Source organism: Nocardioides sp. GCM10028917, from assembly GCF_042666175.1.
Lineage (GTDB): Bacteria > Actinomycetota > Actinomycetes > Propionibacteriales > Nocardioidaceae > Nocardioides.
This window is the reverse complement of the sequence record NZ_JBHTFL010000007.1, coordinates 269,198-296,027: the sequence shown is the minus strand read 5'-3', so window position 1 is coordinate 296,027 and position 26,830 is coordinate 269,198. Positions and strand designations below refer to the sequence as shown.

The following is a 26,830-nucleotide window of genomic DNA, read 5'->3' as shown; positions in this document are numbered from 1 at the left end:
CGGACCCGCCGCGGGAGGCCGCGGAGGCTGGCCATGGATGTCACGAGCGCGAAGATCGTGGAGCTGCGGGTCCACGGTGTCAGCGGGACGCCGCCGGAGGAGATGCTCGAGACGCACCATGCCCGGCAGGAGGCCGGCGACGAGTACTCGCGGTTCTTCGTCGCGGTCGACTGCTTCGGCGACAAGCCGCCCGACCCGGTCGAGGACGGCACGGGTCCGCACGTGCGGTCGACGAGGCTCGAGGGGTTCCACTGGGGCCGCTACACGTCGGGCAACTGGCGGCAGGCGCTGTGGCTGGCGCTGGTGCCGTTCGGCATGGTCAACGCCGCGCAGTTCATGCTCAGCCCGCCCTCCTCGTGGCGCGAGCGGTTCTTCCACACCGTCGTCGGCGGGGCGCTGCGGCTGCTCGCCCTCGGGCTGACCGCGACGTTCGCGCTGGCCGCGTCCTCCATCAGCATCGACCTGGTCGCCCGGCAGCGGCTCGCCACCACCCGGCTCGGCGAGGCGCTCGGGGAGGGCACGCTCCTCGCGGCCGGCGCGTTGCTCGCGGCCACTGGCGTGCTGGTCCTCTACCGGCTGGGGCGGCGCAACACGACCGTGCGCCAGCCGCCCGACGCCGCCGACACCCTCGGCCGCTCGCTCGGCGACACGTCCGGCCTGACCCGGGAGAACTTCTACGCCGGCGACCCCGACGCCACCAGCCTCGGGCGCCTCCACCTCGCGGGCGGCTGGGCGACGGTGGCCCTCGTCGGCAGCCTCACCGACGGCGACGCGCAGCTGGCCACCAGCCTGAGCTCGTTCGTGTACGCCGCCAGCGCGGGGCTGCTGGCCGCTCTCGCCGTGCTGGTGTCGGTGCTCGGCGACCCCGAGCACAGCGCTCCCCGGTCGTGGGAACGCGACTCGCCGCTGGAGAACTGGAACCGGGTCCTCCAGCGCCCTGCGGTGGGCATCACGGCCGCGTCCCTCGCGCTCGCAGTGCTCCTGTCGTCCGTGGTCATGCTGGCGCTGCGCGGGGTCAACCCCGACAACCCGCTCGCCGCCGTGGACGAGGTGTCCAACACGCTCGTGGTGGTCCTGACGGGAGCGTTGCTGGTCCTCTTCGCCGCCTCCGCGGGCCTGGCGCACGCGACCCGCCACCTCGACGCGGAGGTGCCCCGGCCCTTCCGCCGCTACGCCGCAGGGATGGCGGCGCCGGTCGTCGCGGCCCTCGGCGCCTTCCTCGCCGTCGGCTACTCGGCCGCGCTGCTGCTGGCGAGCGCCGAGCTGCTGGTCGACGACGCCGCGCTGCCCAAGCTCGTCGAGGGCGTCACCTTCATCTGGGGCATCTCCATGCTGCTCTCGGTGGTCGTCGGCCTCGTGCTCGGGTTCCGCACGTGGACGGACCGCGACTGGCGTACCGAGCGGGTGCGGCGCAGCTACGGCCTCGTCTACGGCGCGGGCGACGGGTCCGACGAGCCGACGTGGCTCACCGACGAGCGGGTACGCCGGATCGCGACGGCGAGCGCCGTCGCGCGGGTCAAGCTCGGGCTGCCCGTCGTGCTCGTCTGCTTCTCGCTCCTCGGCATGGCACTCGCGGTGCTGCTCGCCGTCGACCTCATGACCGGCGTGGGGGCGCCAGACGAAAGACTGCCCGACGACTGGGTGGAGGTCATCTCCCGGCTCGGCGCCCTGACGTTGATCGCCCTGGCCGGCCTGCTCATGACCACGGCGCGCCAGTCCCTGCGAGCGCGCGACCGGCAGCGGGTCGTCAACGTGGTGTGGGACGTCGTGTCCTTCTGGCCGCGGTCGGTGCACCCCTTCGTGCCGCCGCCGTACTCACAGTTCGCGGTGCAGTCGCTCCGCGACCGGATCCGGCACCACCTCGGCACCTGCACCGAGGCCGAGCCGTCGACCACCGAGGTCGCCGACGCGGTCGTCGTGGAGGCGCACAGCCAGGGCAGCTTCATCTCGGTCGCCGCGCTCCTGTGGCTCAACCCGTACGAGCTCTCCCGCGTCGGGTTCCTCACCTTCGGCTCGCAGCTGCAGGTGATCTTCCCGCGCGCCTTCCCGGCGTACACCAGCTACCGCGTGCTCACGTCGCTCGACCGCGCCCTGGGGGGACGCTGGATCAACCTCTTCCGCGACACCGACCCCATCGCGGGACCAGTGCTCAGCTGGGCCCACACCGGCGAGGAGACGCAGCAGGTGCTGCGCTCGCGTCGGCTCGGCCCGCCGGCGCGCCCGGAGGACCCGTGGCCGCTTGAGCCCGACCACCTCCCCGCCATCCGCACCGGTCGGCGCGAGTGCGGCCGGGACTGGCGGCTGCTCGACCCGAGTCCGCCCGACCGCGAGCTGCACGCCGAGCCCCTCAGCTCCATGATGCAGCACGGTCACTTCGCCCTGTCCCCGGACTGGGACGACGCCGTCGAGTGGCTGGCCACCCGGACGCTGGGGCGTACGCCGGCCGTGCCGTCGCCGCGCGAGGACGTACGCACGGAGCCGAGCGACGTGACCGCCGACGCGACCGACGACGCGGGCGAGATGATGGGTCCGGTGGACTACCAGGCCCACGACTGAGCCGGGCGGTGCAGGGCGGTCCACACCGGATCGAGTGCAGCGGCGGTCTCGTGCGCCTCGCACCCCAGCCGGCGCCACAGCCGGTCGCCGGACTCCAGCCGGAACGGGGACGGACCGCCCGGGGGTGGCTCCTCGTAGGTGCCGACGGCCAGGACGCTGTCCAGCACCCGGTGGGGCGCCACGTGCTCCGAGCGCAGGTCCTCGACGAGCAGCGGACCGCCCTGGCGGGTGATCGTCGTCCGCGACTGGAGGGCGCCGGGTCGCTCACCCGACCGGCCCAGCACGAGGGTCTCCCGGGCCAGCAGCGTGGCCGCCGCGTCCAGCTCGATCGACGTCGTACGGGTGACGTGCGAGCCGCCCGACGACACCCAGGGCAGCGCGTCGAGCACCAGCCGTGAGCCGGCGCCGACCCGGGCGGTGAACGACCACGACGCGGACCCGCCACGCATGTCGTACGCCACGGTGCCGCTCGTCTCCTGCACGTGGAGGGTGAGCCCGTCCCCGACCTCGCACTCCACCTCCACCGCGTCACCCGCCAGGAGCAGCGCGCGGGTGGGGACCAGCGCCACCCTCGCCGCGCCGTCCCCCGCCGCGAGCGTGACGACACGGAAGGGCCCGCCGCTTGCCGTCACCCGCACCCGGGAGTCGGGCGTGCTGGTGACCGAGAGCGAGCAGGTGTCAGTGCGCGTGAAGGTGGACGCCATGGCGGTGGGGGCTCCCCTCGGCGTGGGCGTGCGGCGCCATCGGGCCCGGGTCGACCGGTACCAGGTCGCCGGTCCGCTGCCGGGCCACCATCGCCCGCACCCAGTCCAGGAGCCGCGTGACCGAGTCGGGGTCGTGTCGCGAGAGCGCGACGACCGGCCGGTCGCCACGAGCGGCGAGGGCGTCCGAGCGCATCAGGTCGACGTCGACCCCGACGTGCGGCGCGAGGTCGGTCTTGTTGACCACCAGCAGGTCGGCACGCTCGATGCCCGGCCCGCCCTTGCGCGCCACGTCGCCACCTCCGGCGACGTCGATCACGAAGACCTGGACGTCGACGAGCGCTGGTGAGAACGTCGCGGTGAGGTTGTCCCCGCCCGACTCGACCAGCACCAGGTCCAACGGTCCGTGGTCGGCGACGAGGTCCTCGACCGCGAGCAGGTTGGCGGTGATGTCGTCGCGGATGGCGGTGTGCGGACACGCTCCGGTCTCGACCGCGACGATCCGCGCGGGGTCCAGCACGCCCGCGGCCCGGATCATCCGGGCGTCCTCGTCGGTGTAGATGTCGTTGGTGACGACCCCGATCTCCAGCTCGTCGCCGAGGTGGGCGCAGAGCAGCATGATGAGCGAGGACTTGCCGGTGCCGACGGGGCCACAGACGCCCAGCCGGAGCTCGCGTGGACTTTCAGGCACGGAACAACCTCCTGGTGGTGAGGGCGTGGTCCTCGGCGAGCTGCTCGATCCACGGTGATGCGGTGGCGGGGATGTCGCTGGGTGAGTCGAGGTGCGCGACCTGCGAGACCAGGACCGCCAGCCGCGGCAGGGCCGCCACGACCCAGCCGGTGGCGACGGCCGGGTCGAGCGGCCGCAGCTTGAGTGCCGCCGACGCGACGGTTTGCAGGTCGTCGTACCCGATCACCTCGGCCACGTCCGTCGCGAGGAGCCCGGTGACGTGCGCGATCGCGCCGAGCACCATCGGCCGGGGCAGCCCGGTCAGCACCGGCGGCAGGTCCCACAGCACGTCAGCCAGGCGCAGCAGCCCGCGGCCCAGCTCGCGCGAGGTGTCGCGCATCGCTGCGCTGGCCGTGCGGGCGGCCCAGGCGTCGTACACCGCGTCGAGACCCTCGCCCCGGCGCAGGTGGGCCAGGGTCACCACGGCGGTGGCCGCCTCGGTCCGCGTCACCGTCGCGAGACGCAGGGCGAGGTAGGCCGGGATGTCGACGGGTCCGGCGGCGAGAGCGGGCTCGAGGCTGCCGGACTGGGTGTGGCCGGCGACGGGCAGTCGCGCGTCGGCGAGGAGCAGGGCGAGCGCGCTCATCAGAACATCGAGTAGAGCTGCGCCAGCGGCAGCGTGGTGGCCGGCGAGGGGGTCACCAGCTCGCCCTCGACGGTGATGGCGAACGTCTCCGGGTCGATGTCGATGGCGGGCAGGGCGTCGTTGTTGACCATGTCGGCCTTGCCGACATCCCGGGTCGGGGTGACCGCCGCCAGCCGTCGGCGCAGCCCCAGCGACGACGCCAGCCCGGCGTCGAGAGCCGCGGGCGCCACGAACGTCACCGCGTGGTCGGCGCCGTCCGCCCCCACCAGCGTCGGCCTCATCAGCACCGGCTGGGGCGTGGGGATCGACGCGTTGGGGTCGCCCAGCGCGCCCCACACCAGCGCCCCCGCCTTGATGACCACCTGGGGCCGGATCCCGAAGAACCGGGGGTCCCAGAGCACCAGGTCCGCCAGCTTGCCCGGCTCGACCGAGCCGACCTCGTGGGCGATCCCGTGCGCGATCGCCGGGTTGATCGTGTACTTCGCGACATAGCGGCGGGCACGGACGTTGTCGGCGGGACCACCCAGGGAGCCGAGGCGGGCCTTCATGACGTGCGCCACCTGCCACGTACGGCAGACGACCTCGCCGATCCGGCCCATCGCCTGCGCGTCCGAGGACGTGATCGACAGGGCGCCGAGGTCGTGCAGCAGGTCCTCGGCGGCGATCGTGGTCGCGCGGATCCGTGACTCGGCGAACGCGAGGTCCTCGGGCACGCGGGGGTTGAGGTGGTGGCAGACCATGAGCATGTCGAGGTGCTCGGCGACGGTGTTGACGGTGTGCGGCAGCGTCGGGTTGGTGGAGCCGGGGATGACGTGGGGGTACGACGCGACCCTGAGGATGTCGGGCGCGTGCCCGCCGCCCGCGCCCTCGGCGTGGAAGGCGTGGATGGAACGGCCGCCGATCGCCGCCAGCGTCGACTCGAGGTAGCCGGCCTCGTTGAGGCTGTCGGAGTGCAGCGCCACCTGGAGGCCGAACTCGTCGGCCGCGCGCAGGGCGGCGTCGATCGCTGCCGGGGTCGCCCCCCAGTCCTCGTGCACCTTGTAGGCGGCGGCGCCGGCCAGTGCCTGCTCGGCGAGGCCGTCCGCCGACACGGTGTTGCCCTTGCCCATCAGCAGGACGTTGACGGGCAGGTCGTCCAGCGCCCGGTGGACGACCCGGAGGTGCCACGAGCCCGGGGTCACCGTGGTGGCCTTCGAGCCCTCGGAGGGGCCGGTGCCTCCGCCACCGATCGTGGTGGTTCCGGTGGCGAGGGCCTCCACGACCTGGGAGCGCGACAGCAGGTGCACGTGGACGTCGATCGCCCCCGCGGTGAGGATCCTGCCCTCGCCGGAGATGACGTCGGTGCCCGGTCCGATCACGAGGTCCGGGTGCACGCCGTCGGCGATGTCGGGGTTGCCGGCGCGCCCGAGCGCCACGATGCGACCGTCGCGCAGGCCCACGTCGGCCCGCACGACGCCCCAGTGGTCGAGCACGACCGCGTTGGTGATGACCGTGTCGAGCGCGCCGCCGGAGCGCGGGACCGCCGACTGCGCCATCGACTCGCGGATCGACTTGCCGCCGCCGAAGACGGCCTCCTCGCCGCCGAAGGTCAGGTCGTCCTCGACCTCGATCCACAGGTCGGTGTCACCGAGGCGGACCTGGTCGCCGGTGGTCGGCCCGTAGATGGCGGCGTACGCCTCGCGACCGATCTCAACCATCGGTGCGCACCTGGATCCCGGGGACCACCCGCCGGCCACGCAGCGCGACGATCGCCACCGATCGCGATGCACCCGGCTCGAAGCGCTGCGACGTGCCCGAGGGGACGTCGAGCCGGAAGCCGTCGGCAGCATCGCGGTCGAAGTCCAGCGCCGCGTTGACCAGCGGCAGGTGGACGTGGGACCCGATCTGCACCGGCCGGTCGCCGGTGTTGGTGATGACGACGGTACGCCGCTCGTCGGGGGTCCGGTCCGCGTTGAGGACGTGGGTGCCCGGTGCGCAGCGGATCGCGCCGGGTCCCTCGCTGTGGGTGGCCATGTCGTCGCCTCAGCCGATCGGGTCGTGGAGGGTGACGAGCTTGCGGCCGTCGGGGAAGGTCGCCTCGACCTGGACGTCGGTGAGCATCGGGACCACGTCGGGCATCACCTGGCCCGAGGTCAGCACCTCGCGGCCGCTCGACATCAGCTCGGCGACCGACGCCCCCTCGCGGGCGCGCTCGATCACCCAGGTGCTCAGGAGCGCGACGGACTCCGGGTAGTTGAGCCGGACGCCGCGGGCCAGCCGGTCGCGGGCGACCATGCCGGCCACGGCGAGCAGCAGCTTCTCGGTGTCGGAGGGAGTCAGGTGCACGTCCGCAACGTAGGCAGCCGCTGTTTCCGGCACGTGACGTCGCCGTCACGTCTGGCTACGTCGCCTCGGCGAGCCGTGCGCCCGGTCGGGACCTCGGGCTACCCTCGGGGCGTGAACATCTACGCGTTCCAGAGCACCCTCATGCTGGTGGTGCTCGTCGTGCTGCTCGCGGTCAAGGGATTCGCGTTCATCAACTCGCTGACCTACTCGGCCGAGGCCTACGAGGCGGCCGGCAAGCTCACCAAGCAGGCGTGGTGCGCGATCACCGGCCTCGGCTTCGCCGCCCAGCTGATCCTCATCGGCTCCTCGCCCCTCGGGCTGATCCACCTCGTCTTCACGATCGCCTCGCTCGTCTACATCGCCGACGTCCGCCCGGCGCTGGCCGAGGTAACCTCACGCCGCTGAGCCCGCTCGCTGGGCGAGGATGGACGCTCCGTTGGTCGAGGAAGGACGAAGTCCTGTCACGAGACCCAGCCCGCTCCGTTGGTCGAGGAAGGACGAAGTCCTGTCACGAGACCATGACCTCTCTCCGGGTCTCGTGACGGTCGCGGGCGACCTCCTCGACCAGCGGTGGGTCCGGGTCTCGTGACGGTCGCGGGCGACCTCCTCGACCAGCGGTGGGTCCGGGTCTCGTGACGGTCGCGGGCGACCTCCTCGACCAGCGGTTGTGCGGTCATCCACAGATGGGCCGCAGCCCCTGTCGGTATGCCACCTCTGAAGTCAGGCTCGACGGATGCCCTATGTCTACATCCTGCGCTGCTCCGACGACAGCTTCTACGTCGGCAGCACGTGGAACATCGAGCGACGCGTCTTCGAGCACAACGAGGGAGTCGGGGCGGCGTACACCCGTCGTAGGCGGCCGGTGGAACTCGTCTGGGCCGGTGAGTGCGAGCGGATGGCCGACGCCTTCGCGATGGAGAAGCGGATCCAGGGCTGGTCCCGCGCCAAGCGCCAGGCGCTGATCGACGACCGGACCGAGGACCTCGGGATGCTCTCGAGCCGCAGCTGGGAGGCGCTGAGGTTTCGCGGCAAGGGCTCGGGGACGTGAGTCCTGGTTTCGTGACGGTCGCTGCGCGACCTCCTCAACCAGCGGGAGAGAGCGCGACCTCCTCAACCAGCGGGAGGGAGCGCCACCTCCTCGACCAGCGGGGGAGAGCGAGCGTCAGCCCGCCAGGTAGCGGTCGAGGGCGGACATGGCGTCCTCTGGCTCGAAGCCGGTGGCGCGGAGCTTCTCGAGCGACATCGCGGAGTTGAGCGGACGCGGCGAGAAGGGGTTGCCCTGCGCCAGCACCCCCTTGGCGTACGCCTCGGTGCTCGTGCCCGACACGTCGTCGGCGCTGCGGCCGGAGCGCTCGAAGACCGCCTGCGCGATCTGGCGCCACGACATGGCGGGGCCGCCGTTGGACACGTGGTAGGTGCCGAAGGCGGCGTCGCTGTCGAGGAGGTGCCGGGTGGCCCGGACCAGCTCGTCGGTGAAGGTGAGCCGGCCGACCTGGTCGTCGACCACGCTGGGGGAGACGCCCTTCTCGGCGAGCGACTGCATGGTGCGGACGAAGTTCTTGCCCTCGCCGATGACCCACGACGTGCGCAGGACGTAGTGGCGCGGAGCCAGCGAGACGGCGACGTCGCCGGCGGCCTTGCTCTGCGCGTAGACGCCGAGCGGCGAGACCGGCTCGTCCTCGGTGTGGCCGGGGTCGAGGGGCGCGGTGCCGTCGAAGACGTAGTCCGAGGAGTAGTGGACGAGCGTGAACCCGTGCTCCCGGGCGAGGCCGGCGAGGGTGGCGGGGCCGGTGGCGTTGGCCGCCCACGCGGCGACCCGCCCCTCGGGCGTCTCCGCAGCGTCGACGGCGGTGTAGGCCGCGGCGTTGAGCACGACGGCGTACTCGTGCCAGGGCCAGGCCGCGACAGCGTCGGCGTCGGTGACGTCGAGCTCGGCGCGGTCGACCGCGTCGCAGCCGGGGAATGCCGCTGCAAGGGCCAGGCCCAGCTGACCGCGACCGCCGAGGACGAGCGTCTTCTTGGCGGGGATCGCCGTCGACGGGTCGAGGCCGGGGTTGTTCTGGTCCTTCTCGCTGATGATGGCCTCGCCCAGCGGGATCGGCCAGTCGATCGCGACCGTGCTGTCGTCGAGGGCCAGCGCGGGGTAGGTGATGCCGGGGCGCCAGTGCGCGTTGACCAGGTAGGTGTAGGCCGTGGCGTCCTCGAGCACCTGGTAGCTGTTGCCGACACCGCGAGGCACGAAGACCGCCACCGCGGTGTCCATCTCGAGGGTGAAGGTCGCGCCGAAGGTGTCGCCCTCGCGCATGTCCACCCAGGCGCCGAAGATCCGGCCGGTGGCCAGCGAGACGAACTTGTCCCACGGCTCGGTGTGGATGCCGCGCGTCACGCCGCGGTCGGCGTTGAAGGAGACGTTGTTCTGGACCGGCCCGAAGTCGGGCAGGCCGATCGCGAGCATCTTCTCGCGCTGCCAGTTCTCCTTGAAGAACCCGCGTGAGTCATCGCGACGGTCGAGCCGCACGACGACGAGGCCCGGGATCGGCGTCGTCTCGAGGGACGGGAGGGTCACTGACCCTTCTCCGCGTACTTCGCCTCCGTCGCGTCCTTGTGGGGACGCCACCAGTCCTCGTGGGTCTGGTACCACTCGACGGTGTTGGCCAGACCCGCCTCGAAGTCCTGGAACTGCGGCTGCCAGCCGAGCTCCTGGCGCAGCTTGCCCGACTCGATGGCGTAGCGCATGTCGTGGCCGGCGCGGTCGTTGACGTGGTCGAAGTCGTCCTCCGACCTGCCCATCAGCTTGAGAATCAGGCGGACGACCTCGAGGTTGTTCTTCTCGCCGTCGGCGCCGATGAGGTACGTCTCGCCGATGCGGCCCTTCTCGAGGATCGTGAGCACGGCCGAGGAGTGGTCGTCGGCGTGGATCCAGTCGCGGACGTTCTCGCCCGATCCGTAGAGCTTGGGGCGCACACCGTCGATGACGTTGGTGATCTGGCGCGGGATGAACTTCTCGATGTGCTGCCAGGGCCCGTAGTTGTTCGAGCAGTTGGACACCGTCGCGCGCACGCCGAAGCTGCGGACCCACGCGCGCACCAGGTGGTCGGAGCCGGCCTTGGACGCGGAGTAGGGGGAGGACGGGTTGTAGGGCGTGTCCTCGGTGAAGCGCTTGGGGTCGTCGAGCTCGAGGTCGCCGTAGACCTCGTCGGTCGACACGTGGTGCAGGCGCTTGTCGTGCTTCCGCACCGCCTCGAGGATCGTGTAGGTCCCGAGGATGTTGGTGCGGATGAACGGGCTCGGGTCGTTGAGCGAGTTGTCGTTGTGCGACTCGGCCGCGTAGTGGACGACCGCGTCGTGTGCCGCCACCAGCGGGTCGACGACCTCCTCGTCGGCGATGTCGCCGACCACCAGCTGCACCCGGTCCTCGGGCAGCCCCGCCAGCGACTCCTGGGAGGCGGCGTAGGTCAGCTTGTCGAGCACCGTGATCTTCAGGTCGGTGTGGTCGACGAGGTGGTGCACGAAGTTCGACCCGATGAACCCCGCGCCCCCGGTCACGAGAAGGCGTTCCATGCCGCGGAGTCTAAGGGCGCGCGACGATCTCGAACGACTCGGCCACGTCGAGCGCGTCGGTGGTGTACGTCGCCACGCGACCGCCGCGCGTCGACCAGCCATCAGGCAGGTCGTCGCCGACGGCGTAGCCGCGCGGGAAGCTGACCCGGACCCGGACGTCCTGCGGGTCGACCATGCCCTGCGGGTCGAGCGCCAGCCGGTAGGCGAGCCCGTCGCCGTCCCGCACCGCGGCGGCAGGGACGTCGTACGTCACCGCGAGGGTGTGGCGGGACTGCGGCGCGAACTCGATCTCGGGACGGATGAAGTAGCGGCCGAAGAAGTTGCGAGGTGACGTCTCGACGGGCTCGCCGTCGACCTCCACGGAGTCGAAGGTGGCGCCGGTGGGCAGGAACGGCGCGATGCTGAGGGTGTTCCAGCGGGTGAAGTAGCCCTGACGCGGGTCGGGCACCGGCTGCACGTAGGGCGGGGAGTCGTTGTGGACCTCGACCTCCATCCGCACGCGCGCGCTGCCGTCCTCGCGCAGCGCGACGTCCGTGCTGACCGTGCGGCGCTGCCAGTAGTCGGACTTGCTGGGCACCTTGTTCTGCGTGAAGACGCCGATGTAGTCGTGCTCGGTGTCGGAGAGCCGACCGGTGAGCCCGAGGCCGTCGAAGGCCGCCTGCTCGTCGGGGCTGCGGAAGTAGAGGGCGAAACGCCGCTCGTCGGCGGCCTCGCCCAGCACGCGGCCGGTGCCGACCGGGTCGTTGCCGGAGAGCAGGCGCTCGACGAAGACCGGCGCGAGCGCGCGGTTGACCGCCTTGCGCGCGGCGGGGTCGGGGTAGTCGTCGTAGCTGCCGATGAGCTTCTCGACCAGGTTGTCGCCGGTCAGGGTGCCGAGGGTCGGGACCTCGATGGGGCCGGAGACCTCGAGCAGCCTGGACAGCGCGACCACGTCGATCACGACCACGCCGGCGAGCCGGCGGCCGCGCAGGCTGCGCCACGCGTTGGCCAGCTCGTTGCCCGAGACCTCCCAGTCGGGAGCCATGGTCGCCAGCGCCGGCTTCATCTGCCCACGGTGGAGCGGGTTGCCGCTGACCTTCCTCCAGTAGCGGGGCTGGGCCGCGCCCGGGGCGGTCGACAGGTCGACCGTCTCGCCCATCGACAGCCGCCCCCGGTCGAGGTCGACGGGCACGAACGTCTGCGGGGTGCCGCCGGAGTAGAGCATCTCGGCGGGGTTGAGCAGCGCCACGAGGTACTGCCGGCTCGCGTCGCGGCCGAGGACCTTGGGCAGCTGGTCGAGCAGCGGGTCGATCGTCTCGAGGCTGTCGGCCAGCGGGTCCACCTCGCCCTGCGCCTGGTCGCGCGCCTCGGCGAGACGGTCGCCGACCACGGCACGGGAGTCGGCCACGTCCGCGAGCTCGGCCTGCGCGTCGGCCAGTCGCGTCGACACCTCGCGGAGGTCGTCGATCACGTCCTCCAGCACGTCGATGTCGACGTTGCCGTCGTCGACGAGGGTCGACTCCTCGCCGCGCACCTGCGGCAGGATGCGTACGCCGGTCTCCGCCACGGCGACCAGCTGGTCGAGGGCGTTGCCGAGGCGTCGTACGTCGCGCACCGGGCCGCCGGCGACCGGCACCCAGCTCCACACGTCGCCGCCGACGCCCTGGACCGAGCCCTGCAGGTCGTCGGTCTCGGAGCGGGCGCGCTCGACGGCCGCGGCCGCAGCATCGGTGTCGCCGGCGTCCAGGGCGTCCTTGGCGGCGGTGAGCTCGGCGCGCGCGTCCTCGGCGTGGCCGGGGGCCGAGAGGAAGGGGATGGCCAGCAGGGCCAGGACCACCAGCAGCAGGAGCAGCCCGCCGATGACGGTGGCCGGCCGGATCAGCCGTCGCGGCGCGGCGCGACGGGTGGACGACATGCGCACATGGTGTCAAAGGGGCACGAACCCACGAGAATCCCGGACGCACCCCTAGGGTTCACCCATGCGCGGAATCATCCTGGCCGGTGGCACCGGCTCGCGACTGCACCCGATCACCCAGGGGATCAGCAAGCAGCTGGTGCCGGTCTACGACAAGCCGATGATCTACTACCCGCTCTCCACGCTGATGCTGGCGGGGATCCGGGACGTCCTGATCATCACGACGCCCCACGAGGCCGACGCCTTCCACCGGCTCCTCGGCGACGGCTCGCAGTTCGGCATCAACGTGACCTTCGCGGTGCAGCCGAGCCCCGACGGCCTCGCGCAGGCCTTCATCATCGGTGCCGACCACATCGGCGCCGAGCGGTCCGCCCTCGTCCTCGGCGACAACATCTTCTACGGCTCCGGACTCGGCCAGCAGCTGCTGCGCTTCTCCGAGCTCGACGGGGCCGCGGTCTTCGGCTACCACGTCGCCGACCCCCGCGCCTACGGCGTGGTGGAGTTCGACGACCAGGGCCGGGCGCTGTCGCTGGAGGAGAAGCCGGAGCACCCGAAGAGCGACTTCGCGGTGCCGGGGCTCTACTTCTACGACAACGACGTGGTCCAGTACGCCGCCGAGCTGGCGCCGTCCGCGCGCGGCGAGCTGGAGATCACCGACCTCAACCGGCGCTACCTCGAGGAGGGTCGCCTCCACGTCGAGGTGCTGCCGCGCGGCACCGCGTGGCTCGACACCGGCACCTTCGACTCGCTCAACGACGCCTCCAACTTCGTCCGCACCATCGAGGGCCGGCAGGGCTTCAAGGTCGGAGCGCCCGAGGAGGTCGCCTGGCGGATGGGCTTCCTCTCCGACGACGAGCTCGTCGCCCGCGCAGAGCCGCTGCGCAAGAGCGGCTACGGCGAGTACCTGCTCGGTCTCCTCAAGCACGGCTGACGCGTTTGGGAGGGTCCCGCGCGGGGGAGGGACAGGGATAGCGGACCGCACCCCGGCCGCTTCCCGGCCCATCGCGTAGGAGGCCACGTGCCCGATCCGACCTCGCTCGACCTCGTCTCGGGTGCGCCCGCGGCCCGGCAGGTGCTGCAGGACCCGTTCTGGGCGACGGTGCTGCGACGCCACGACGACGTCGACCTCGTGGTGCTCCCGCCCGAGGCGCCCGACCGCACCGAGGTCCCGGCCGGCGAGCCGACGGTCGACCGCGACGCGGCGCGTCAGGAGCTGCGCGCACGGATGGCCGGGCTCTGGACGGCCCTCGGCCTCGAGGCTGAGCCGGCCCACCTCGACGACGTGTGGTTCGCCGGGGCTGCGGCCGGCACCCTGCGGTGGCAGGGCACCGCGACCTTCGACGACCTCGACCCGGTCGTCGCCTCCGGCGCGCTGCAGCGGGCGCAGGAGCTTCTCGCCGAGGCCGACGGTTGGCACGTGCTCGCCCCGCCCGACGGCGTACCCCGCGTGCTGGCCGGACGCTCCGCGGCGATCGGCCGTGAGGACGTGCAGGTCCTGGCGCCCGCCGCCGGCCGGGTGGTGCTGAGGATCCGCTCCGCCCTCGTCGTCGTGGGCGAGGCCGCGGCGGCCGAGGCGACCGGCGCGGGTGCGCGATGAGCGACCCGCTGGTCTGGCAGATGGAGACCCTGCGCCGTGGCACCCAGGGGTGGGAGGCGCAGGAGACGCTGATGGAGACCTCGGCGCGCGAGCTCCGCGGTGCCTCCGCCGCGTCGCTGCCGCCGAGCGTGCAGGGTGCAGCGACGACGTTCCTGACGCGGTGGGCCGGCTACGCCGGGGAGAGCGTCGCCATCGCGCAGGGGTTCGTGGGCGCGCTGCACGCGACCGCCGACGACTACTCGACCACCGACGACGCCACCGACCGGCAGTTCAGCGACCTCGACGGACGACTGGGGTCGGCCCGGTGACCGTCACGATCGAGGTCCCGGCGTCGGTCCCGGCGCGGATCAAGAAGCCGGAGGGCGACGCGGGCGGGGCCGACGGGCTCGCCACGACGATCTACGCCGCCGCCGGACGCTACGAGGAGTTCGCCGACCGCTGCCGCGACCTGCAGGAGCTCGGCAGCTGGGCCGGCATCGCCTACCGGTCCTACAAGGAAGCCTCCGGCGAGGCGTCGACCGAGCACTCGGCGATGGCCACGACCGTACGCCGCGTCGGGCGGGGCGTGACCGCCTTCGCCGACACCCTGCGCGACCTGCTGCGCGACCACGAGGACCTCGTCGAGCGCAAGCGCGCCCTCGACGACCGGCGCACCGCGCTGATCGCCGACATCAACGCTGCCACCGAGGCCACCGACAACGAGATCGCCGCCTTCCGCGAGCGGGCGGTCGACCTGCGCACCGACTACTCCGAGCTGGTCGCCGCCGACGACGACCTCCAGCGACGCGTCCGCGACAACGAGACTCTGCTGCGCCAGGCCTTCCAGGCCGCCGACACCCTGCCGGAGTCGCTGGCGTCGGACGGCGGCATCCCGCCGATGGCGGAGTCGGCGATGAACCGTCCCGGCGCGCCCGGCAGCGGCGCGACGCCCGAGGAGGTGCAGCGCTGGTGGGAGGACCTCACCGAGGCCGAGCGCGAGGCCGTGATCGCGGCCTACCCCGAGCGCATCGGCCAGGGGGACGGGCTCCCGGCCGGCGCCCGCGACCAGGCCAACCGGGTGCTGCTCGACGACGACCTGGCGCGGCTCGCCGCCAAGGACGAGGACGGCACCCTCTCCCCGCTCGAACGCCGGGTGCTCGCCAACGCCGGGCAGGCGCGCGATGCGCTCGCCAACGCCGACGCCTACACCGACCCGCTCGACCCCGACCTGCGGCCCGGCGGCGTGCTGTGGCTCTACGACCCGGCGGCCTACGACGGCGACGGCCGGGTCGCCGTCGCGGTCGGCGACCTCGACCACGCGACCGACGTCGCGGTCTTCACGCCGGGCATCACCACCGACATGGGCGACACCACCTACTACACCGACCGGATGATGAACCTCTACGAGTCGGCGCGCTACAACGGCGACGGCTCCAGCGTCGCCACCATGTTCTGGCTCGGCTACGACGCGCCCCACGGACCGACCGACCTCGCGACGCTCGGCGAGGGACGTGCCGAGGAGGGCGGCCGCAACCTCGCCGACGCCATCGACGGGCTCCGCGCCTCCCGGCCCGACGACCCCGCCCACCTCACCGCGGTCGGCCACAGCTACGGCTCCACCACGACGTCGTACGCCACCCACGGCGACACGTCCGACGTCGACGAGGTGGTCCTCATCGGCAGCCCCGGCGCGGGTCCGGCCGACCACGCCAGCGACCTCGGGCCCGGCGCCGACCACGTCTACGTGGGTCGTGACAGCCGCGACCTCGTGGCCGTGCTGGGCGACGAGGGGTGGGTCGGCAAGCTCGGTGTCGGGCTGGGCACCGACCCGTCGTCGGAGGACTTCGACGCCCACCGCTTCGAGGCCGAGGACGTCGACCGCAACTGGCACCGCAACACCGGCGACGCGCACAGCTCCTACCTCGACCAGGACACCGAGTCGCTCTACAACATCGGCCGCATCGTCGACGGCCACGGCGACGACATCAACACCGCGGAGCAGAGCTACGACCCGTGGTGGGGCCCGCCGCAGGACCCCGAGTGTGACCGCGACCCGACCGCCGGCCAGCCCGGTCGTTCCGACACGAGCCCCGACCGGTGAGGATGGACCGCATGAGACTCCTCCCGCTCCGGTTGCTGCTGGCCCTCGCGCTCGCCGTGGGGCTGGGGTCGTGCGGCGACCCCGACCCCGAGCAGGCCGCCGCCGACCTTGCGTCGATGAAGCAGGCCGTCAACGCCGAGCTCCGCGACATGGCCGCCGCACTGACCGGCACCGGGCTCGCCGTCGAGCGCGCGCAGGGTCGGGTCCAGAGCGAGGGCATGTCGACCTACCGCGCCGAGGACTACAAGGCGTCGGCGGTCGTCGTCGGCGAGGGTGCCGAGGGCGAGCAGGTCGACCAGGCCGCGGCGGCGCTCGAGGAGGCGGGGTGGTCGCGGACGTCCGACGGCCTCGACGCCTCCGAGCCGTGGGCCCAGCTCGAGCGCGACGACTTCCGCACGACCATCGGCTGGACGAAGGTCGGCGAGCGCGAGCTGGTCCTCACCCTCGACCAGGAGGGCGAGGTCGAGGTGCCGAAGGACGCCGAGCCGGTCGACCGGGACAACTCCGAGGACATCCCCCTCGACTGACCCGTCCGACGCGACGGTCGGTCAGGCGAGGTCGGTGGCGACCATCCGTCGCACGATCTCGGTGAAGTCCGTCGTGGGCGCCCAGCCGAGCTCCTCGCGTGCGCGGCTCGCGTCGCCGACCAGCTCGGTCGGGTCGGCCGGCCGGAAGAACGCCGGGTCCTGCCGCACGAGGTGCTCCCAGTCGTCGATGCCGGCGGCCGCGAACGCGGCGGCCACGAAGTCCCGCACCGAGTGGGCGGTGCCGGTCGCGATGACGTAGTCGCCCGGCTCGTCCGCGCGGGCGGCGCGCACCATCGCGTCGACGTAGTCGGGGGCCCAGCCCCAGTCGCGGCGGACGTCGACGTTGCCGAGGACCAGCTCGTCGGCCTCGCCGCGGGCGATGGCGGCGACCGTCGAGGTGATCTTGCGGGTCACGAAGCGCGGGTGCCGGCGCGGCGACTCGTGGTTGTAGAGGATCGCGCTCGACACGTGCAGGCCGCGCTGGCGGAAGACGCGGGCTGACAGGTGGGCGAAGGCCTTCGCGGCGCCGTACGGGTTGACCGGCGCGATCGGGGTCGCCTCGTCCTGGGGCGAGGTGCTCGCCTCGCCGAAGATCTCCGCGCTCGAGGCCTGCACGAGGCGTACGCCGTCGACCTGGCGCGCCGACTCCATCAGGGCCACCGCCGCCAGGCCGTTGACGTGCGCGGTGCGGTCGGGCTCGTCCCACGACTGGGCCACCGAGCTGATCGCGGCGAGGTTGTAGACCTCGCGCGGCGCGATCTCGCGCACGAGCTGCCGGGTCGCCTCGACGTCGCCGAGGTCGCCGGCGTGGAGGACGACCTGCTCCGGGCAGTGGGCCGGGTGGCCGTCGGCCTCGAGGACCAGCGCGTGCACCTCCATGCCGTCGGCCACCAGCCGCTCGGCGAGGTAGCTGCCGTCCTGGCCGCCGATGCCGGTGACGAACGCGGCTGCGGTCACCAGCCCGCCTTGGCTGCCGCGATGTCGGCGTCGACCATCATCGCCACCAGCTCGGCGAACGACACCGTGGGCGTCCAGCCGAGCCTGTCCTTCGCCTTGCTCGCGTCGCCGATGAGCATCTCGACCTCGGCGGGGCGCATGAAGCGCGGATCCTGGGTGACGTGCTCGGCCCAGTCGTCGATGCCGACGTGGGCGAACGCGAGGTCGAGGAAGTCGCGGATCGACCAGGTCTCACCAGTGGCGATGACGTAGTCGTCGGCCTCGTGCTGCTGCAGCATCCGCCACATCGCCTCGACGTAGTCACCGGCGAAGCCCCAGTCGCGTCGGGCGTCGAGGTTGCCCAGCGCAACGGAGTCCTGCTGGCCGAGGTGGATGCGGGCGACCGCCTGGCTGATCTTGCGGGTGACGAACTCCGGTCCGCGACGCGGGGACTCGTGGTTGAACAGGATGCCCGAGGAGGCGTGCATGCCGTAGGACTCGCGGTAGTTGATCGTCATGTAGTGGCCGTAGACCTTGCTCACGCCGTAGGGCGAGCGGGGCCACAGGAGGGTGCGCTCGGTCTGCGGCACCTCCTGCACCTTGCCGAACATCTCCGAGCTCGAGGCCTGGTAGAAGCGGATCGACGACGGGTCGTCGCCGGCGTGGAGGCGTACGGCCTCGAGCATGTTGAGGACGCCCATGCCCGTGACGTCGCTGGTCACGAAGGCGTTCTCCCACGAGTAGGCGACGAAGGAGATCGCGCCGAGGTTGTAGACCTCGTCGGGCTGCGAGTCGCGCATCGCCCGCATCAGGCTGGACAGGTCGGTGAGGTCACCGGTGTGCAGCCGGACGTCCGGGACGAGGTCCTCGACCAGGGCGCGCCGCGGGTTGTTCTGGCCGCGCAGCAGCCCGTGGACGTCGTACCCCTTCTCCAGCAGGAGCTCGGCGAGGTAGAGCCCGTCCTGGCCCGTGATCCCGGTGATGAGCGCGCTGGGCATGCGCGGCATTCTGTCAGGGTGCCCTCTCGTTAGGGTGGCCGCATGAAGATCCTCGTGAGCGGCGGCGCCGGCTACATCGGCTCGCACACCGTCGTCCAGCTCGTCGCCGCCGGCTATGACGTCGTCATCGTCGACAACTTCAGCAACTCGCACCCGACGGTGACCGGGCGGCTCGAGGCGCTGACCGGTACCCGGATCCACCTGCACTCCTTCGACCTCACCGACCACGACAAGACCGAGCACCTCTTCGCGACCGAGCACTTCGACGGCGTGATCCACTTCGCCGGGCACAAGGCCGTCGGCGAGAGCGTCGAGAAGCCGCTGGAGTACTACGAGAACAACCTCGTCTCCACCTTCGCGCTGGTGCGGGCGATGCAGCGCTACGACGTCGACAAGCTGGTCTTCTCCTCCAGCGCGACGGTCTACGGCGAGGACCAGGCCGCCGCGACCGAGGACCGCCGCACGTACGCCACCAACCCCTACGGCTGGACCAAGGTCATGCAGGAGCAGATCCTGCGCGACGTCGCGATCGCCCGGCCCCGGATGCGGTTCGCTCTGCTGCGCTACTTCAACCCGGTCGGCGCCCACCCGTCCGGCACGATCGGCGAGGACCCGTCGGGGATCCCCAACAACCTCGTGCCCTACATCGCCCAGGTCGCGGTCGGCAAGCGCGAGAAGCTCATGGTCTTCGGCGGCGACTACGACACGGTCGACGGCACCGGCGTGCGCGACTACATCCACGTCGAGGACCTCGCCGCCGGCCACATCGCCGCGCTGAGGGCGCTCGGGGACACCGACGAGGCGGTCCACACCTGGAACCTCGGCTCCGGCCACGGCACGAGCGTGCTCGAGATGGTGCGCGCGTTCGAGAAGGCCGTCGGTCGCGAGATCCCGTACGAGATCGTCGACCGGCGTCCCGGCGACGTCGCGACGTCGTACGCCGACCCGTCCAAGGCCAACCGCGAGCTCGGCTGGAGCACCGTGAAGACGGTCGACGACATGGCCGCCGACACGTGGCGCTGGCAGTCGCAGAACCCCCGGGGCTTCGCCGGCTGATGTGTCGCCGGGCCGCGGTCGCCGTCCTCGTCCTCTCCCTTCTCGGGATGTCTGAGGACGTGGCGGTCGCGGGGATGGCCGATCCACGTCCGTCGCGTCCTAAGATGTCGGTCGGAGCCCTCGACGGCCGGGTGGTCGTCATCGACCCGGGCCACCAGCTCGGCAACCACAACTTCCCGCGCCGGATCAGCCGACCGGTGCCGGCCGGCGGCTTCACCAAGCCCTGCAACACGACCGGCACCGCGACCGACGGCGGCTACCCGGAGGCGACCTTCGCCTGGCTGGTGTCGCGCCTGGTCGCGGCGCGGCTGCGCGAGCTCGGCGCGACGGTCCGGCTGACCCGGCGGAGCAACCGTCAGGACCGCTGGGGTCCCTGCGTCGACGAGCGCGGCCGCGCCGGCAACGGCACCTCCTCGCGCCCCGGCGCCGACCTCAAGCTGTCGATCCACGCCGACGGGTCGTACGCCGCCGGCGCGCGCGGCTTCCACGTCATCGCCCCGCCCGACCGGGCGCCGTGGACGGCCGACATCCACCGGCCGTCGATGCGGCTGGCGACCTCGGTGAAGGCCGGCCTGCTGTCCCAGCGCTTCGGCGTCGCGACCTACACGGCCGGCGGGGACGGGATCGACGTCCGCTCCGACCTCGGCACCCTCAACCTCTCCGACGTCCCCACCGTGATGGTCGAGCTCGGCAACATGAGCAGCCCGTCCGAGGCGCGGGTGATGACCTCGCCCTCAGGCCGCGCCCGGTACGCCCGCGGCCTGGTCTCCGGGGTGCGCCGCTTCCTCGGCTGACCAACGTAGGCAGCTCGCCTGTGCTGCTGGACCGGTCAGGCGTGGAAGTCCCGTCGGCACGCTCGAACTGCCTACGTTGGTGGTCTGTGGATGACCGGATGCGAGCCGCGAGGCTGTCCGCCACGCTCCTGGGATGCGTCCGTCGGAGGCGATCAAGCTGTTGGGTGGGGTGGCCAGGTGGAACGAGATCTGCTGGCTCACCACCCGGTCCGAGGTCGACCGCGAGCTCGCGTCGGGAGCCATAAGCCGCCTCCGCCGCGGCACGTACGCTCTGGGCGACGTCGTCGAGGTGCGGGCGCAGGCCGAAGCGGTCGCAGGCACGGTGTCGCACCTCAGCGCTGCCATGGCGCACGGCTGGAAGGTGAAGTTCCCGCCCGAGCGGCCGACGGTGACGCTCCCGCGCAACCGGTCGCTGCCGGCGGGCTGCGACCTCGAGGTCCACTGGCAGGACCTCAACCTCCTGCAGCTCTACCGCGGCGTGACGCGGCCGTTGGAGACGGTGATCGGCTGCGCCAGGGCGTACGACTTCGATGTCGCGCTGAGCGTGGCCGACTCGGCGCTGCGCGAGCGCGCCATGACCAAGCAGCAGCTGCTCGCCGCGGCGGAGACGAGCCCCCGCACGGGACGGACCAAGGCGCTGCGGGTGGCGCGGGCGGCGGACGGTCGCGCTGACAACCCCTTCGAGTCGTGTGCCCGTGCGATCGCCTCCGAGGTGCAGGGGCTCTGCGTGCGGGCGCAGGTCTGGGTGCCGGGCGTCGGCCGGGTCGACCTCGCCGACCCCGCGCTGGGGATCGTCGTGGAGTGCGAGTCCTTCGAGTTCCACAGCGACGCGAAGTCGCTCGAGCGGGACGTCCGGCGCTACACAGCCTGCGCGCGGCGGGGCCTCGTGGTCGTGCGGTTCACCTGGAAGGAGGTCATGTTCGACCCTGACTACTGCCGCCGGGTGCTACAGGACGTCGTCGAGCTGCGACTCCAGCAGGCAGTTCGCCGGACCTGGTGACGTTCCCCGCGTGGCGGGCCGCTGATGCCGCCGAACTGCCTACGTTGGTCAGCGGACCTCGAGCTCCGACATCGCGCGGAGGACGACGCGGAGGTGGGCGACCTCGTGGATGCGGAGCAGGTGGGAGCCACCGAGCGCGGCGAGGACGCCGTAGAAGCCCTCGGCCTTGCGGAACTCGTCGCCGAAGATGTCGTAGGTGTGCGGGAGCACGTTGCAGACGGGTACGCCGAGGGGGCGCAGCTGGAAGGTCTGGGCGAGCACGCGGGCCTGGTGGCGGGCCCGGGTCATCGGGTCGACGAGGTTGCCGTAGTAGAAGCCCATGCCGGGGTCGACGACGACCTTGTGCACGCCGAGGGAGCGGGCGTGCTCGAGTCGCGGACCGAAGTGGTCGAGCAGCACCGGCATCGGGTCGGCGTCGGGCGGGACGTCGGCGATCTCGCGGACGTTGGCGGTCGTGCCGAAGCACAGGACGACAGCGGCGTCGTACTCCGCGGCGAGGGCGAGCATGTCGTCCTCGTGCTGGCGGCCGGTCATGTTGAGCACGCGGGCACCGGCGTCGAGGCAGGCGCGGACCACCTCCGGCTCGTAGGTCTCCACCGACACGACCGCCTCGGCGGCGAGCTCCTTCACCGCGGGCACGAGCGTGGCGATCTGGTCGGCGACCGACACGCGCGCCGCCCGGGCGTTGCTCGACTCGGCGCCGAGGTCGATGAGCGCGGCACCCTGCGCGGCCTGGACGCGGCCCATGCGGACGGCGTCGGCGGGACCGGTGGCCACGCTCTCGCGGTAGGTCGAGTCGCGCGAGAGGTTGATGCAGCCCATGAGGGTCACCGGGCCGTCGCCGATCGACACCGGTCCGCGCGGTCCGTCGAGGACGACCGGCGTGACGGGGCTGTCCCACGACGCGCCGTGCTCGGCGTGCAGGGCAGCCAGATCCGCAAGGGTGATCACGCCTTCCAGCGTAGGCGGCAGGATGAAGGCCGTGAGCGACCCCCTCGCGCTGCAGCGCCTCGCCGACCTGTCCGACGACGAGCTCGCGGCGGCCTACACGCCGGAGCGCGAGCCGTGGCTGCGGGTCAACTTCGTCAGCACCGTCGACGGGGCGGCGACGGGGTCGGACGGGCTCAGCGGCACGATCAACAACGACGCCGACAAGAGGGTCTTCGACGCCCTCCGCCGGCGGGCGCACTGCCTGGTGGTCGGGGCGGGCACGATCCGCGAGGAGGAGTACGACGTCCCGCGGGTGCCGATCGTGGTGGTGAGCCGGTCCGCCGACGTCCCGCCCTCGCTGGCCGAGGCGCCGCCCGGACGGGTGCTGATGGCGACGGTCGCGACCTCCGACGGGCTGGCGGAGGCGCGCGAGACCCTGGGCGAGGACAACGTGCTCGTGCTCGGCGAGGAGCAGATCGACCTCGTCGCGCTCAAGGGCGCGCTGGCCGAGCGCGGTTGGACCGAGCAGCTGTGCGAGGGCGGGCCGTCGCTGTTCGCCGACATGCTGGCGGCGGGCGTGGTCGACGAGCTGTGCTGGACGATCGTGCCGAGGCTGACCGGCGGCGACGCCGTACGCATCGCCACGGGCGCCGAGGTCGACGTCGCGCTGCGTCCCGCCCTGCTGCTGGAGCAGGACGGGACGCTGCTGGGGCGCTGGCTGGTCGAGTGAGACCCAGCCGGGTCAGCCGAGCGCGTCGAGCAGCGCCTTGGAGAAGGCCGGGATGTCGTCGGGGTTCCGGCTGGTGATGAGGTTGCCGTCGACGACGACCTCCTCGTCGACCCACTCCCCGCCACCGTTGCGGATGTCGGTCTGCAGGCTCGGCCAGCTGGCGAGGCGCTTCCCCTTCACGCGGTCGGCCTCCACCAGGGTCCACGGGGCGTGGCAGATGGCGGCGACGGGCTTGCCCGAGTCGACGAAGTCCCGGATGAACGCGACCGCCTCCTGGTCCATGCGGAGGGCGTCCGGGTTGGCGACGCCACCGGGCAGGACGAGGGCGTCGTAGTCAGCCACGGCGACGTCGGAGACCCGCCGGTCGATCCGCTGGGTGCTGGACTTGTCGAGGTGCTCGAACAGCTGCACCTCGCCCTCGTCGGTGGAGAGCAGCTCGGCGGTGTGGCCGGCGTCGACGGCTGCCTGCCAGGGCTTGGTGAGCTCGACCTCCTCGACGCCTTCGGATGCGGTCAGGAATGCGATGCGCTTGGACATGCGTTCCACCGTCGCTCGCCCTCCGGAGGTCGACAACACTCCGAGGGGTGAGGTGGCTCAGCCGATGGCGCCGGAGTTGTCCTTGGCGAGCGAGCGTGAGATGACCATCCGCTGGATCTGGTTGGTGCCCTCGAAGATCTGCATGACCTTGGCCTCGCGCATGTAGCGCTCGACCGGGAAGTCGCGCGTGTAGCCGTAGCCGCCGAGCACCTGCACGGCGTCGGTGGTCACCTTCATGGCGTTGTCGGTGGCGACCAGCTTGGCGACCGACGCCTCGCGCGAGAAGGGCAGCCCGGCGTCGCGCAGCCGCGCGGCGTGGAGCATCGTGGCGCGGGCCGAGACGATGGCGGCCTCCATGTCGGCGAGCACGAAGGCCAGGCCCTGGTGGTCGATGATCCGGGTGCCGAAGGTCTCGCGCTCGCGGGCATAGGCGACGGCGGAGTCGAGCGCCCCCTGGGCGAGGCCCACCGCGACGGCAGCGATGCCGAGGCGGCCGGAGTCGAGCCCGGCGAGCGCGATCCGCAGCCCCTCGCCCTCGGCGCCCAGCCGGCGGGAGGCGTCGACGCGGACGTTGTCGAAGCGCATGGTCGCGGTGGCCGAGCCGGTGAGACCCATCTTCCGCTCCGGCGGGTCGGCGCTCAGGCCCTCGGCCGAGGCCGGGACGAGGAAGCAGGAAATCCCGTTGCGGTCGTCGGACGTGCGGGCCATCACCTTGTAGAAGTCGGCGTGGCCGCCGTGCGTCGTCCAGGCCTTGGCGCCGTTGAGGACGTACGAGTCACCGTCGCGGCGTGCCGTCGTACGCATCGCGGCGGGGTCGGAGCCGGCGTGCGCCTCGGAGAGGCAGTAGGCACCGAGCAGCTCGCCGCTGAGCATGTCGGGCAGCCACTCGGCGCGCTGCTCGTCGGTGCCGTAGTAGGCCAGGCCGAAGCAGGACAGCGCGTGGACGGAGACCCCGACGCCGACGGAGGACCACACGGCCCCGATCTCCTCGAGGACCTGGAGGTACACCTCGTAGGGCTGGTCGCCGCCGCCGTGCTCCTCGGGGTAGGGCAGCGACAGCAGCCCGGCCTGGCCGAGCATCCGGAAGACGTCGCGCGGGAACGTCTCGGTCGCCTCCGCCTCCGCCGACCGTGGAGCGAGCTCCTTGGTCGCGATCTCGCGGGTGAGTGCGAGCAGGTCGCGGGCCTCGTCGGTGGGCAGCTGGCGGCGAGCGGTCATGGAGCGGAGGCTACCCGCGACGGGGCGAAACCGACCGATCGGTCAGGTCTTCGGGTGACCCCACCGGTAGAGGGCGACCAGGCCGGGGAGGAACAGCGTCAGCATGACCAGTCCACCGATCCACGAGCCCGGTCCGTCGCCGAACAGCACGAGCGCGTTCCCACCAAGGATGAAGGGCGCCGTGAAGAGCCCCACCACCCAGAAGAGCACCCGGGCGAACGCGCGCGTCGGCGCGGCCCCGGTCGGGGCGAGCGGACGGTACGACGCCGTGGTGGGCGGCTCGAGCCCGACCATCACGTCCTCGAGGTCGCCGTAGGTGCGGGCGGCGAGTGCACGTGACGTGCGGTCGTCGAGCTCGGACGAGGTGAGGCGGCCCTCGCTGAAGGCCGCGGACAACCGGCGGCACACCTGGTCGCGCTCGGCGTCGGAGGCGAGCAGGCCGTCACGCTCGGCGTCGGCCCGCTCCTGGAGGTAGCGCCAGCGCAGGTAGGCCTCGTCGCCCGGTCCCGACGGGGCCTCGTGCGGCATGGTCATGGGCGACAGGGTACGGCGATGCCCGGGGCTCCGCGGTGGTGTTCGGAGGATCCGCGGGGAATGGCGCAGAGGCCCCCGCTGTTGTCGAACGTCGATGAGCATCCCCGCCCCGGCCACCCCCCGCACCGACGCCCCGGACGACTCCCGACGGGTCTCGATGCTGCTGGGTCTCCTCTTCGGCCTGGCCGGCATGGGCTCCTCCAGCGCCGCCGTCGCGCTCGCGTTGCTCGCCGAGGACCTCGGGGTGAGCGCGGGGATCGCCGCCTGGGCGATCAGCCTCTACGTCCTCATGCTCGCCGTCACCACGGCGCTCTACGGTCGGATCTCCGACCTCGTCGGTGTCCGCGCCCCGCTCCTCGCCGGCCTGGTGCTGATGTCCGTCGGCGCGCTCGTCGCCGCCCTCGCGCCCACCTTCGAGGTGCTGCTCGGAGCCCGCATGCTGCAGGGCGCCGGCGCTGCCGCCGTACCGACCCTGGGCGTCACCATCCTGTCCGCGAAGTACTCCGGGGAGGTCCGCGGCCTCGCCTTCGGTCGCCTCGCCGGCGTCGCTGCCGCCGTGAGCTGCCTCGGTCCGCTCATCGGCGGCGTGGTCGAGGCGGCGTGGGGCTGGCGCGCCGTCATGGCGCTGCCGATCCTGGGTGCCCTCGTCGTGCCGCTGCTGTGGCGCGCGCTGCCCACCGGCGGCAGCGGCGCCCGGCTGGACGTCGTCGGCGCGATCGTCGTCGCCCTCACCGCAGCCGGCATGGTGCTGCTCGTGCAGTCGCCGTCGGCGGGGCTGCTGGTGGCCGCCATCGGCGCGACCCTGCTGGTGCTCGGCGTGCCGGCGGTCCGCGCGAGCGTACGACGTCGCCCCGACGGCTTCCTGCCGGTCGAGGTGATCCGCAACGCGACCGTCGTGCGCAGCGCCATCGCCGCGTCAGCGGTGCCCGCGTCGTGGTTCGCGATGCTCATCGCGCTCCCGGCGGTGCTGCTCGGTGAGGGCTGGGAGGCGTGGCAGGTCGGGCTGGCCATGGTGCCGAGTGCCGCGGTCGCGCTCCTCGTGCCGCGGGTCACCGGACCGATGCTGACCCGCATCGGAGCGGGTCGCTCGCTGGCGATCGCCGGGCTCGTCGCCTCGGCGGCGCTGCTGGTCGCCACCCTCGGCGCGCTCTGGGTGAGCGCGCCCGTGCTGGTCGCCGGCATCATCCTGGTGACCTTCGCCTTCGGCCTCGGTCAACCGGCCCTCAGCGCCGTGGTCGGTGACGCCGTGCACGAGGACGTACGAGGTGTGGCGATGGGCGTCTCGACGCTGCTGTTCCTGATCGGTGGGAGCGTCGGCTCGGCCGTGGTGGCCGGCATCAGCGGACCACTGGGGATGCCCGCAGCGCTGCTCGTGCTCGCCGTGCTCCCGCTGCTGGGGCTCGTCGTGCTGGCACCGACGCTGCGTGCCGAGCCGGTCGAGACCTGAGCCCCAACCGCTACCAAAGAGGTATGGCGCCGGACTGACGGACCTACCTAGGCTGCGAGTCCGCCTTCGAAGGAGCTCGTGTGCCATCTCGCT

At 72.4% G+C, this 26,830-nt stretch carries 28 protein-coding genes; 13 read left to right on the top strand and 15 right to left on the bottom strand.

Going from position 1 to position 26,830, the window contains the following annotated elements; translation table 11 throughout:
* The first annotated feature begins 33 nt into the window (after positions 1–33).
* Positions 34–2,556: a hypothetical protein gene (locus ACFQW6_RS10800; RefSeq protein WP_378544428.1), complete on the top strand. Its 2,523-nt coding sequence runs from the start codon at positions 34–36 to the stop codon at positions 2,554–2,556.
* On the opposite strand, the gene ACFQW6_RS10795 is transcribed toward ACFQW6_RS10800, so the two are convergent.
* Genes ACFQW6_RS10795 through ACFQW6_RS10770 form a run of 6 tightly spaced genes read right to left on the bottom strand, consistent with a single transcriptional unit; the run spans position 2,538 to position 6,898 of the window.
* Positions 2,538–3,260, bottom strand: a complete 723-nt coding sequence (locus ACFQW6_RS10795) for an urease accessory protein UreD (RefSeq protein WP_378544425.1) — start codon at positions 3,258–3,260, stop codon at positions 2,538–2,540. The genes ACFQW6_RS10800 and ACFQW6_RS10795 overlap by 19 nt on opposite strands.
* Positions 3,235–3,948 carry an urease accessory protein UreG gene (gene ureG / locus ACFQW6_RS10790; RefSeq protein WP_378544422.1) on the bottom strand — a complete coding sequence of 238 codons (714 nt, stop codon included), beginning with the start codon at positions 3,946–3,948 and terminating at the stop codon, positions 3,235–3,237. Before ureG ends, ACFQW6_RS10795 begins: the two co-directional genes overlap by 26 nt.
* Positions 3,941–4,573, bottom strand: coding sequence for an urease accessory UreF family protein (locus ACFQW6_RS10785; protein WP_378544419.1), 633 nt, complete (start codon positions 4,571–4,573; stop codon positions 3,941–3,943). Before ACFQW6_RS10785 ends, ureG begins: the two co-directional genes overlap by 8 nt.
* The gene (locus ACFQW6_RS10780) at positions 4,573–6,270 is read right to left on the bottom strand and encodes an urease subunit alpha (RefSeq protein WP_378544416.1); all 1,698 of its coding nucleotides are present in this window, start codon (positions 6,268–6,270) and stop codon (positions 4,573–4,575) included. The genes ACFQW6_RS10785 and ACFQW6_RS10780 overlap by 1 nt, the downstream gene beginning before the upstream one ends.
* Positions 6,263–6,586 carry an urease subunit beta gene (ureB, locus tag ACFQW6_RS10775; protein WP_378544413.1) on the bottom strand — a complete coding sequence of 108 codons (324 nt, stop codon included), beginning with the start codon at positions 6,584–6,586 and terminating at the stop codon, positions 6,263–6,265. The genes ACFQW6_RS10780 and ureB overlap by 8 nt, the downstream gene beginning before the upstream one ends.
* Before the next feature lie 9 nt (positions 6,587–6,595).
* Positions 6,596–6,898 carry an urease subunit gamma gene (locus ACFQW6_RS10770; protein ID WP_378544410.1) on the bottom strand — a complete coding sequence of 101 codons (303 nt, stop codon included), beginning with the start codon at positions 6,896–6,898 and terminating at the stop codon, positions 6,596–6,598.
* Between the two features lie 111 nt (positions 6,899–7,009).
* Between ACFQW6_RS10770 and ACFQW6_RS10765 the strand changes: the two genes are divergently transcribed.
* Together ACFQW6_RS10765 and ACFQW6_RS10760 are read left to right on the top strand one after the other, a co-directional pair.
* Positions 7,010–7,303, top strand: a complete 294-nt coding sequence (locus ACFQW6_RS10765; protein WP_191193302.1) for a DUF2516 family protein — start codon at positions 7,010–7,012, stop codon at positions 7,301–7,303.
* A 328-nt stretch (positions 7,304–7,631) separates the two neighbouring features.
* Complete coding sequence (locus ACFQW6_RS10760) at positions 7,632–7,946, top strand: GIY-YIG nuclease family protein (protein WP_378544407.1); 315 nt, start codon at positions 7,632–7,634, stop codon at positions 7,944–7,946.
* A gap of 114 nt (positions 7,947–8,060) precedes the next feature.
* On the opposite strand, the gene ACFQW6_RS10755 is transcribed toward ACFQW6_RS10760, so the two are convergent.
* The 3 genes from ACFQW6_RS10755 to ACFQW6_RS10745 are packed head-to-tail and all read right to left on the bottom strand — an operon-like array spanning position 8,061 to position 12,353.
* Positions 8,061–9,464: a sugar nucleotide-binding protein gene (locus ACFQW6_RS10755; protein ID WP_378544404.1), complete on the bottom strand. Its 1,404-nt coding sequence runs from the start codon at positions 9,462–9,464 to the stop codon at positions 8,061–8,063.
* Positions 9,461–10,459: a dTDP-glucose 4,6-dehydratase gene (gene rfbB, locus ACFQW6_RS10750; protein WP_378544401.1), complete on the bottom strand. Its 999-nt coding sequence runs from the start codon at positions 10,457–10,459 to the stop codon at positions 9,461–9,463. Before rfbB ends, ACFQW6_RS10755 begins: the two co-directional genes overlap by 4 nt.
* Positions 10,460–10,469: 10 nt before the next feature.
* On the bottom strand, positions 10,470–12,353 hold the full coding sequence (locus tag ACFQW6_RS10745) for a DUF4012 domain-containing protein (protein WP_378544398.1): 1,884 nt from the start codon (positions 12,351–12,353) through the stop codon (positions 10,470–10,472).
* Between the two features lie 64 nt (positions 12,354–12,417).
* Here ACFQW6_RS10745 and rfbA point away from each other — a divergent pair, with 64 nt between their 5' ends.
* From rfbA to ACFQW6_RS10720, 5 genes are all read left to right on the top strand, one after another.
* The gene (gene rfbA / locus ACFQW6_RS10740) at positions 12,418–13,284 is read left to right on the top strand and encodes a glucose-1-phosphate thymidylyltransferase RfbA (RefSeq protein WP_378544395.1); all 867 of its coding nucleotides are present in this window, start codon (positions 12,418–12,420) and stop codon (positions 13,282–13,284) included.
* A gap of 87 nt (positions 13,285–13,371) precedes the next feature.
* Positions 13,372–13,950, top strand: coding sequence for a hypothetical protein (locus tag ACFQW6_RS10735; RefSeq protein WP_378544392.1), 579 nt, complete (start codon positions 13,372–13,374; stop codon positions 13,948–13,950).
* Positions 13,947–14,258 (top strand): hypothetical protein, encoded by a 312-nt coding sequence (locus ACFQW6_RS10730; RefSeq protein WP_378544389.1) that lies wholly within the window; start codon positions 13,947–13,949, stop codon positions 14,256–14,258. The genes ACFQW6_RS10735 and ACFQW6_RS10730 overlap by 4 nt, the downstream gene beginning before the upstream one ends.
* Positions 14,255–16,030: an alpha/beta hydrolase gene (locus tag ACFQW6_RS10725; RefSeq protein ID WP_378544386.1), complete on the top strand. Its 1,776-nt coding sequence runs from the start codon at positions 14,255–14,257 to the stop codon at positions 16,028–16,030. Before ACFQW6_RS10730 ends, ACFQW6_RS10725 begins: the two co-directional genes overlap by 4 nt.
* Positions 16,031–16,041: 11 nt before the next feature.
* On the top strand, positions 16,042–16,557 hold the full coding sequence (locus ACFQW6_RS10720; RefSeq protein WP_378544383.1) for a hypothetical protein: 516 nt from the start codon (positions 16,042–16,044) through the stop codon (positions 16,555–16,557).
* Between the two features lie 21 nt (positions 16,558–16,578).
* Here the strand turns inward: ACFQW6_RS10720 and ACFQW6_RS10715 are convergent, their stop codons facing one another.
* On the bottom strand, positions 16,579–17,514 hold the full coding sequence (locus tag ACFQW6_RS10715; protein WP_378544380.1) for a GDP-mannose 4,6-dehydratase: 936 nt from the start codon (positions 17,512–17,514) through the stop codon (positions 16,579–16,581).
* Entirely contained in the window at positions 17,511–18,491 is a 981-nt protein-coding gene (gene gmd / locus ACFQW6_RS10710; protein WP_378544377.1) for a GDP-mannose 4,6-dehydratase, read from the bottom strand. The genes ACFQW6_RS10715 and gmd overlap by 4 nt, the downstream gene beginning before the upstream one ends.
* A gap of 42 nt (positions 18,492–18,533) precedes the next feature.
* Here gmd and galE point away from each other — a divergent pair, with 42 nt between their 5' ends.
* The 3 genes from galE (at position 18,534) to ACFQW6_RS10695 (ending at position 21,341) form a co-directional block, all read left to right on the top strand.
* Entirely contained in the window at positions 18,534–19,547 is a 1,014-nt protein-coding gene (galE, locus tag ACFQW6_RS10705; protein WP_378544373.1) for a UDP-glucose 4-epimerase GalE, read from the top strand.
* A gap of 104 nt (positions 19,548–19,651) precedes the next feature.
* Entirely contained in the window at positions 19,652–20,341 is a 690-nt protein-coding gene (locus ACFQW6_RS10700) for an N-acetylmuramoyl-L-alanine amidase (RefSeq protein ID WP_378544370.1), read from the top strand.
* Positions 20,342–20,474: 133 nt separating this feature from the next.
* A complete protein-coding gene (locus tag ACFQW6_RS10695; protein WP_378544367.1) occupies positions 20,475–21,341 on the top strand; it encodes a hypothetical protein in 867 nt (288 codons plus the stop codon).
* A gap of 48 nt (positions 21,342–21,389) precedes the next feature.
* Here ACFQW6_RS10695 and ACFQW6_RS10690 read toward each other — a convergent pair whose 3' ends face one another.
* Positions 21,390–22,292 carry a dihydropteroate synthase gene (locus ACFQW6_RS10690; protein ID WP_378544364.1) on the bottom strand — a complete coding sequence of 301 codons (903 nt, stop codon included), beginning with the start codon at positions 22,290–22,292 and terminating at the stop codon, positions 21,390–21,392.
* A 31-nt stretch (positions 22,293–22,323) separates the two neighbouring features.
* Here ACFQW6_RS10690 and ACFQW6_RS10685 point away from each other — a divergent pair, with 31 nt between their 5' ends.
* Entirely contained in the window at positions 22,324–23,001 is a 678-nt protein-coding gene (locus tag ACFQW6_RS10685) for a dihydrofolate reductase family protein (protein WP_378544362.1), read from the top strand.
* A gap of 12 nt (positions 23,002–23,013) precedes the next feature.
* Here the strand turns inward: ACFQW6_RS10685 and ACFQW6_RS10680 are convergent, their stop codons facing one another.
* Genes ACFQW6_RS10680 through ACFQW6_RS10670 form a run of 3 tightly spaced genes read right to left on the bottom strand, consistent with a single transcriptional unit; the run spans position 23,014 to position 25,290 of the window.
* The gene (locus tag ACFQW6_RS10680; RefSeq protein ID WP_378544359.1) at positions 23,014–23,538 is read right to left on the bottom strand and encodes a type 1 glutamine amidotransferase domain-containing protein; all 525 of its coding nucleotides are present in this window, start codon (positions 23,536–23,538) and stop codon (positions 23,014–23,016) included.
* 57 nt (positions 23,539–23,595) lie between these two features.
* Positions 23,596–24,756: an acyl-CoA dehydrogenase family protein gene (locus ACFQW6_RS10675; protein ID WP_378544356.1), complete on the bottom strand. Its 1,161-nt coding sequence runs from the start codon at positions 24,754–24,756 to the stop codon at positions 23,596–23,598.
* 42 nt (positions 24,757–24,798) lie between these two features.
* Positions 24,799–25,290, bottom strand: coding sequence for a DUF1707 domain-containing protein (locus ACFQW6_RS10670; protein ID WP_378544353.1), 492 nt, complete (start codon positions 25,288–25,290; stop codon positions 24,799–24,801).
* Between the two features lie 94 nt (positions 25,291–25,384).
* Here ACFQW6_RS10670 and ACFQW6_RS10665 point away from each other — a divergent pair, with 94 nt between their 5' ends.
* The gene (locus ACFQW6_RS10665) at positions 25,385–26,737 is read left to right on the top strand and encodes an MFS transporter (RefSeq protein ID WP_378544350.1); all 1,353 of its coding nucleotides are present in this window, start codon (positions 25,385–25,387) and stop codon (positions 26,735–26,737) included.
* Positions 26,738–26,830 lie beyond the last annotated feature (93 nt).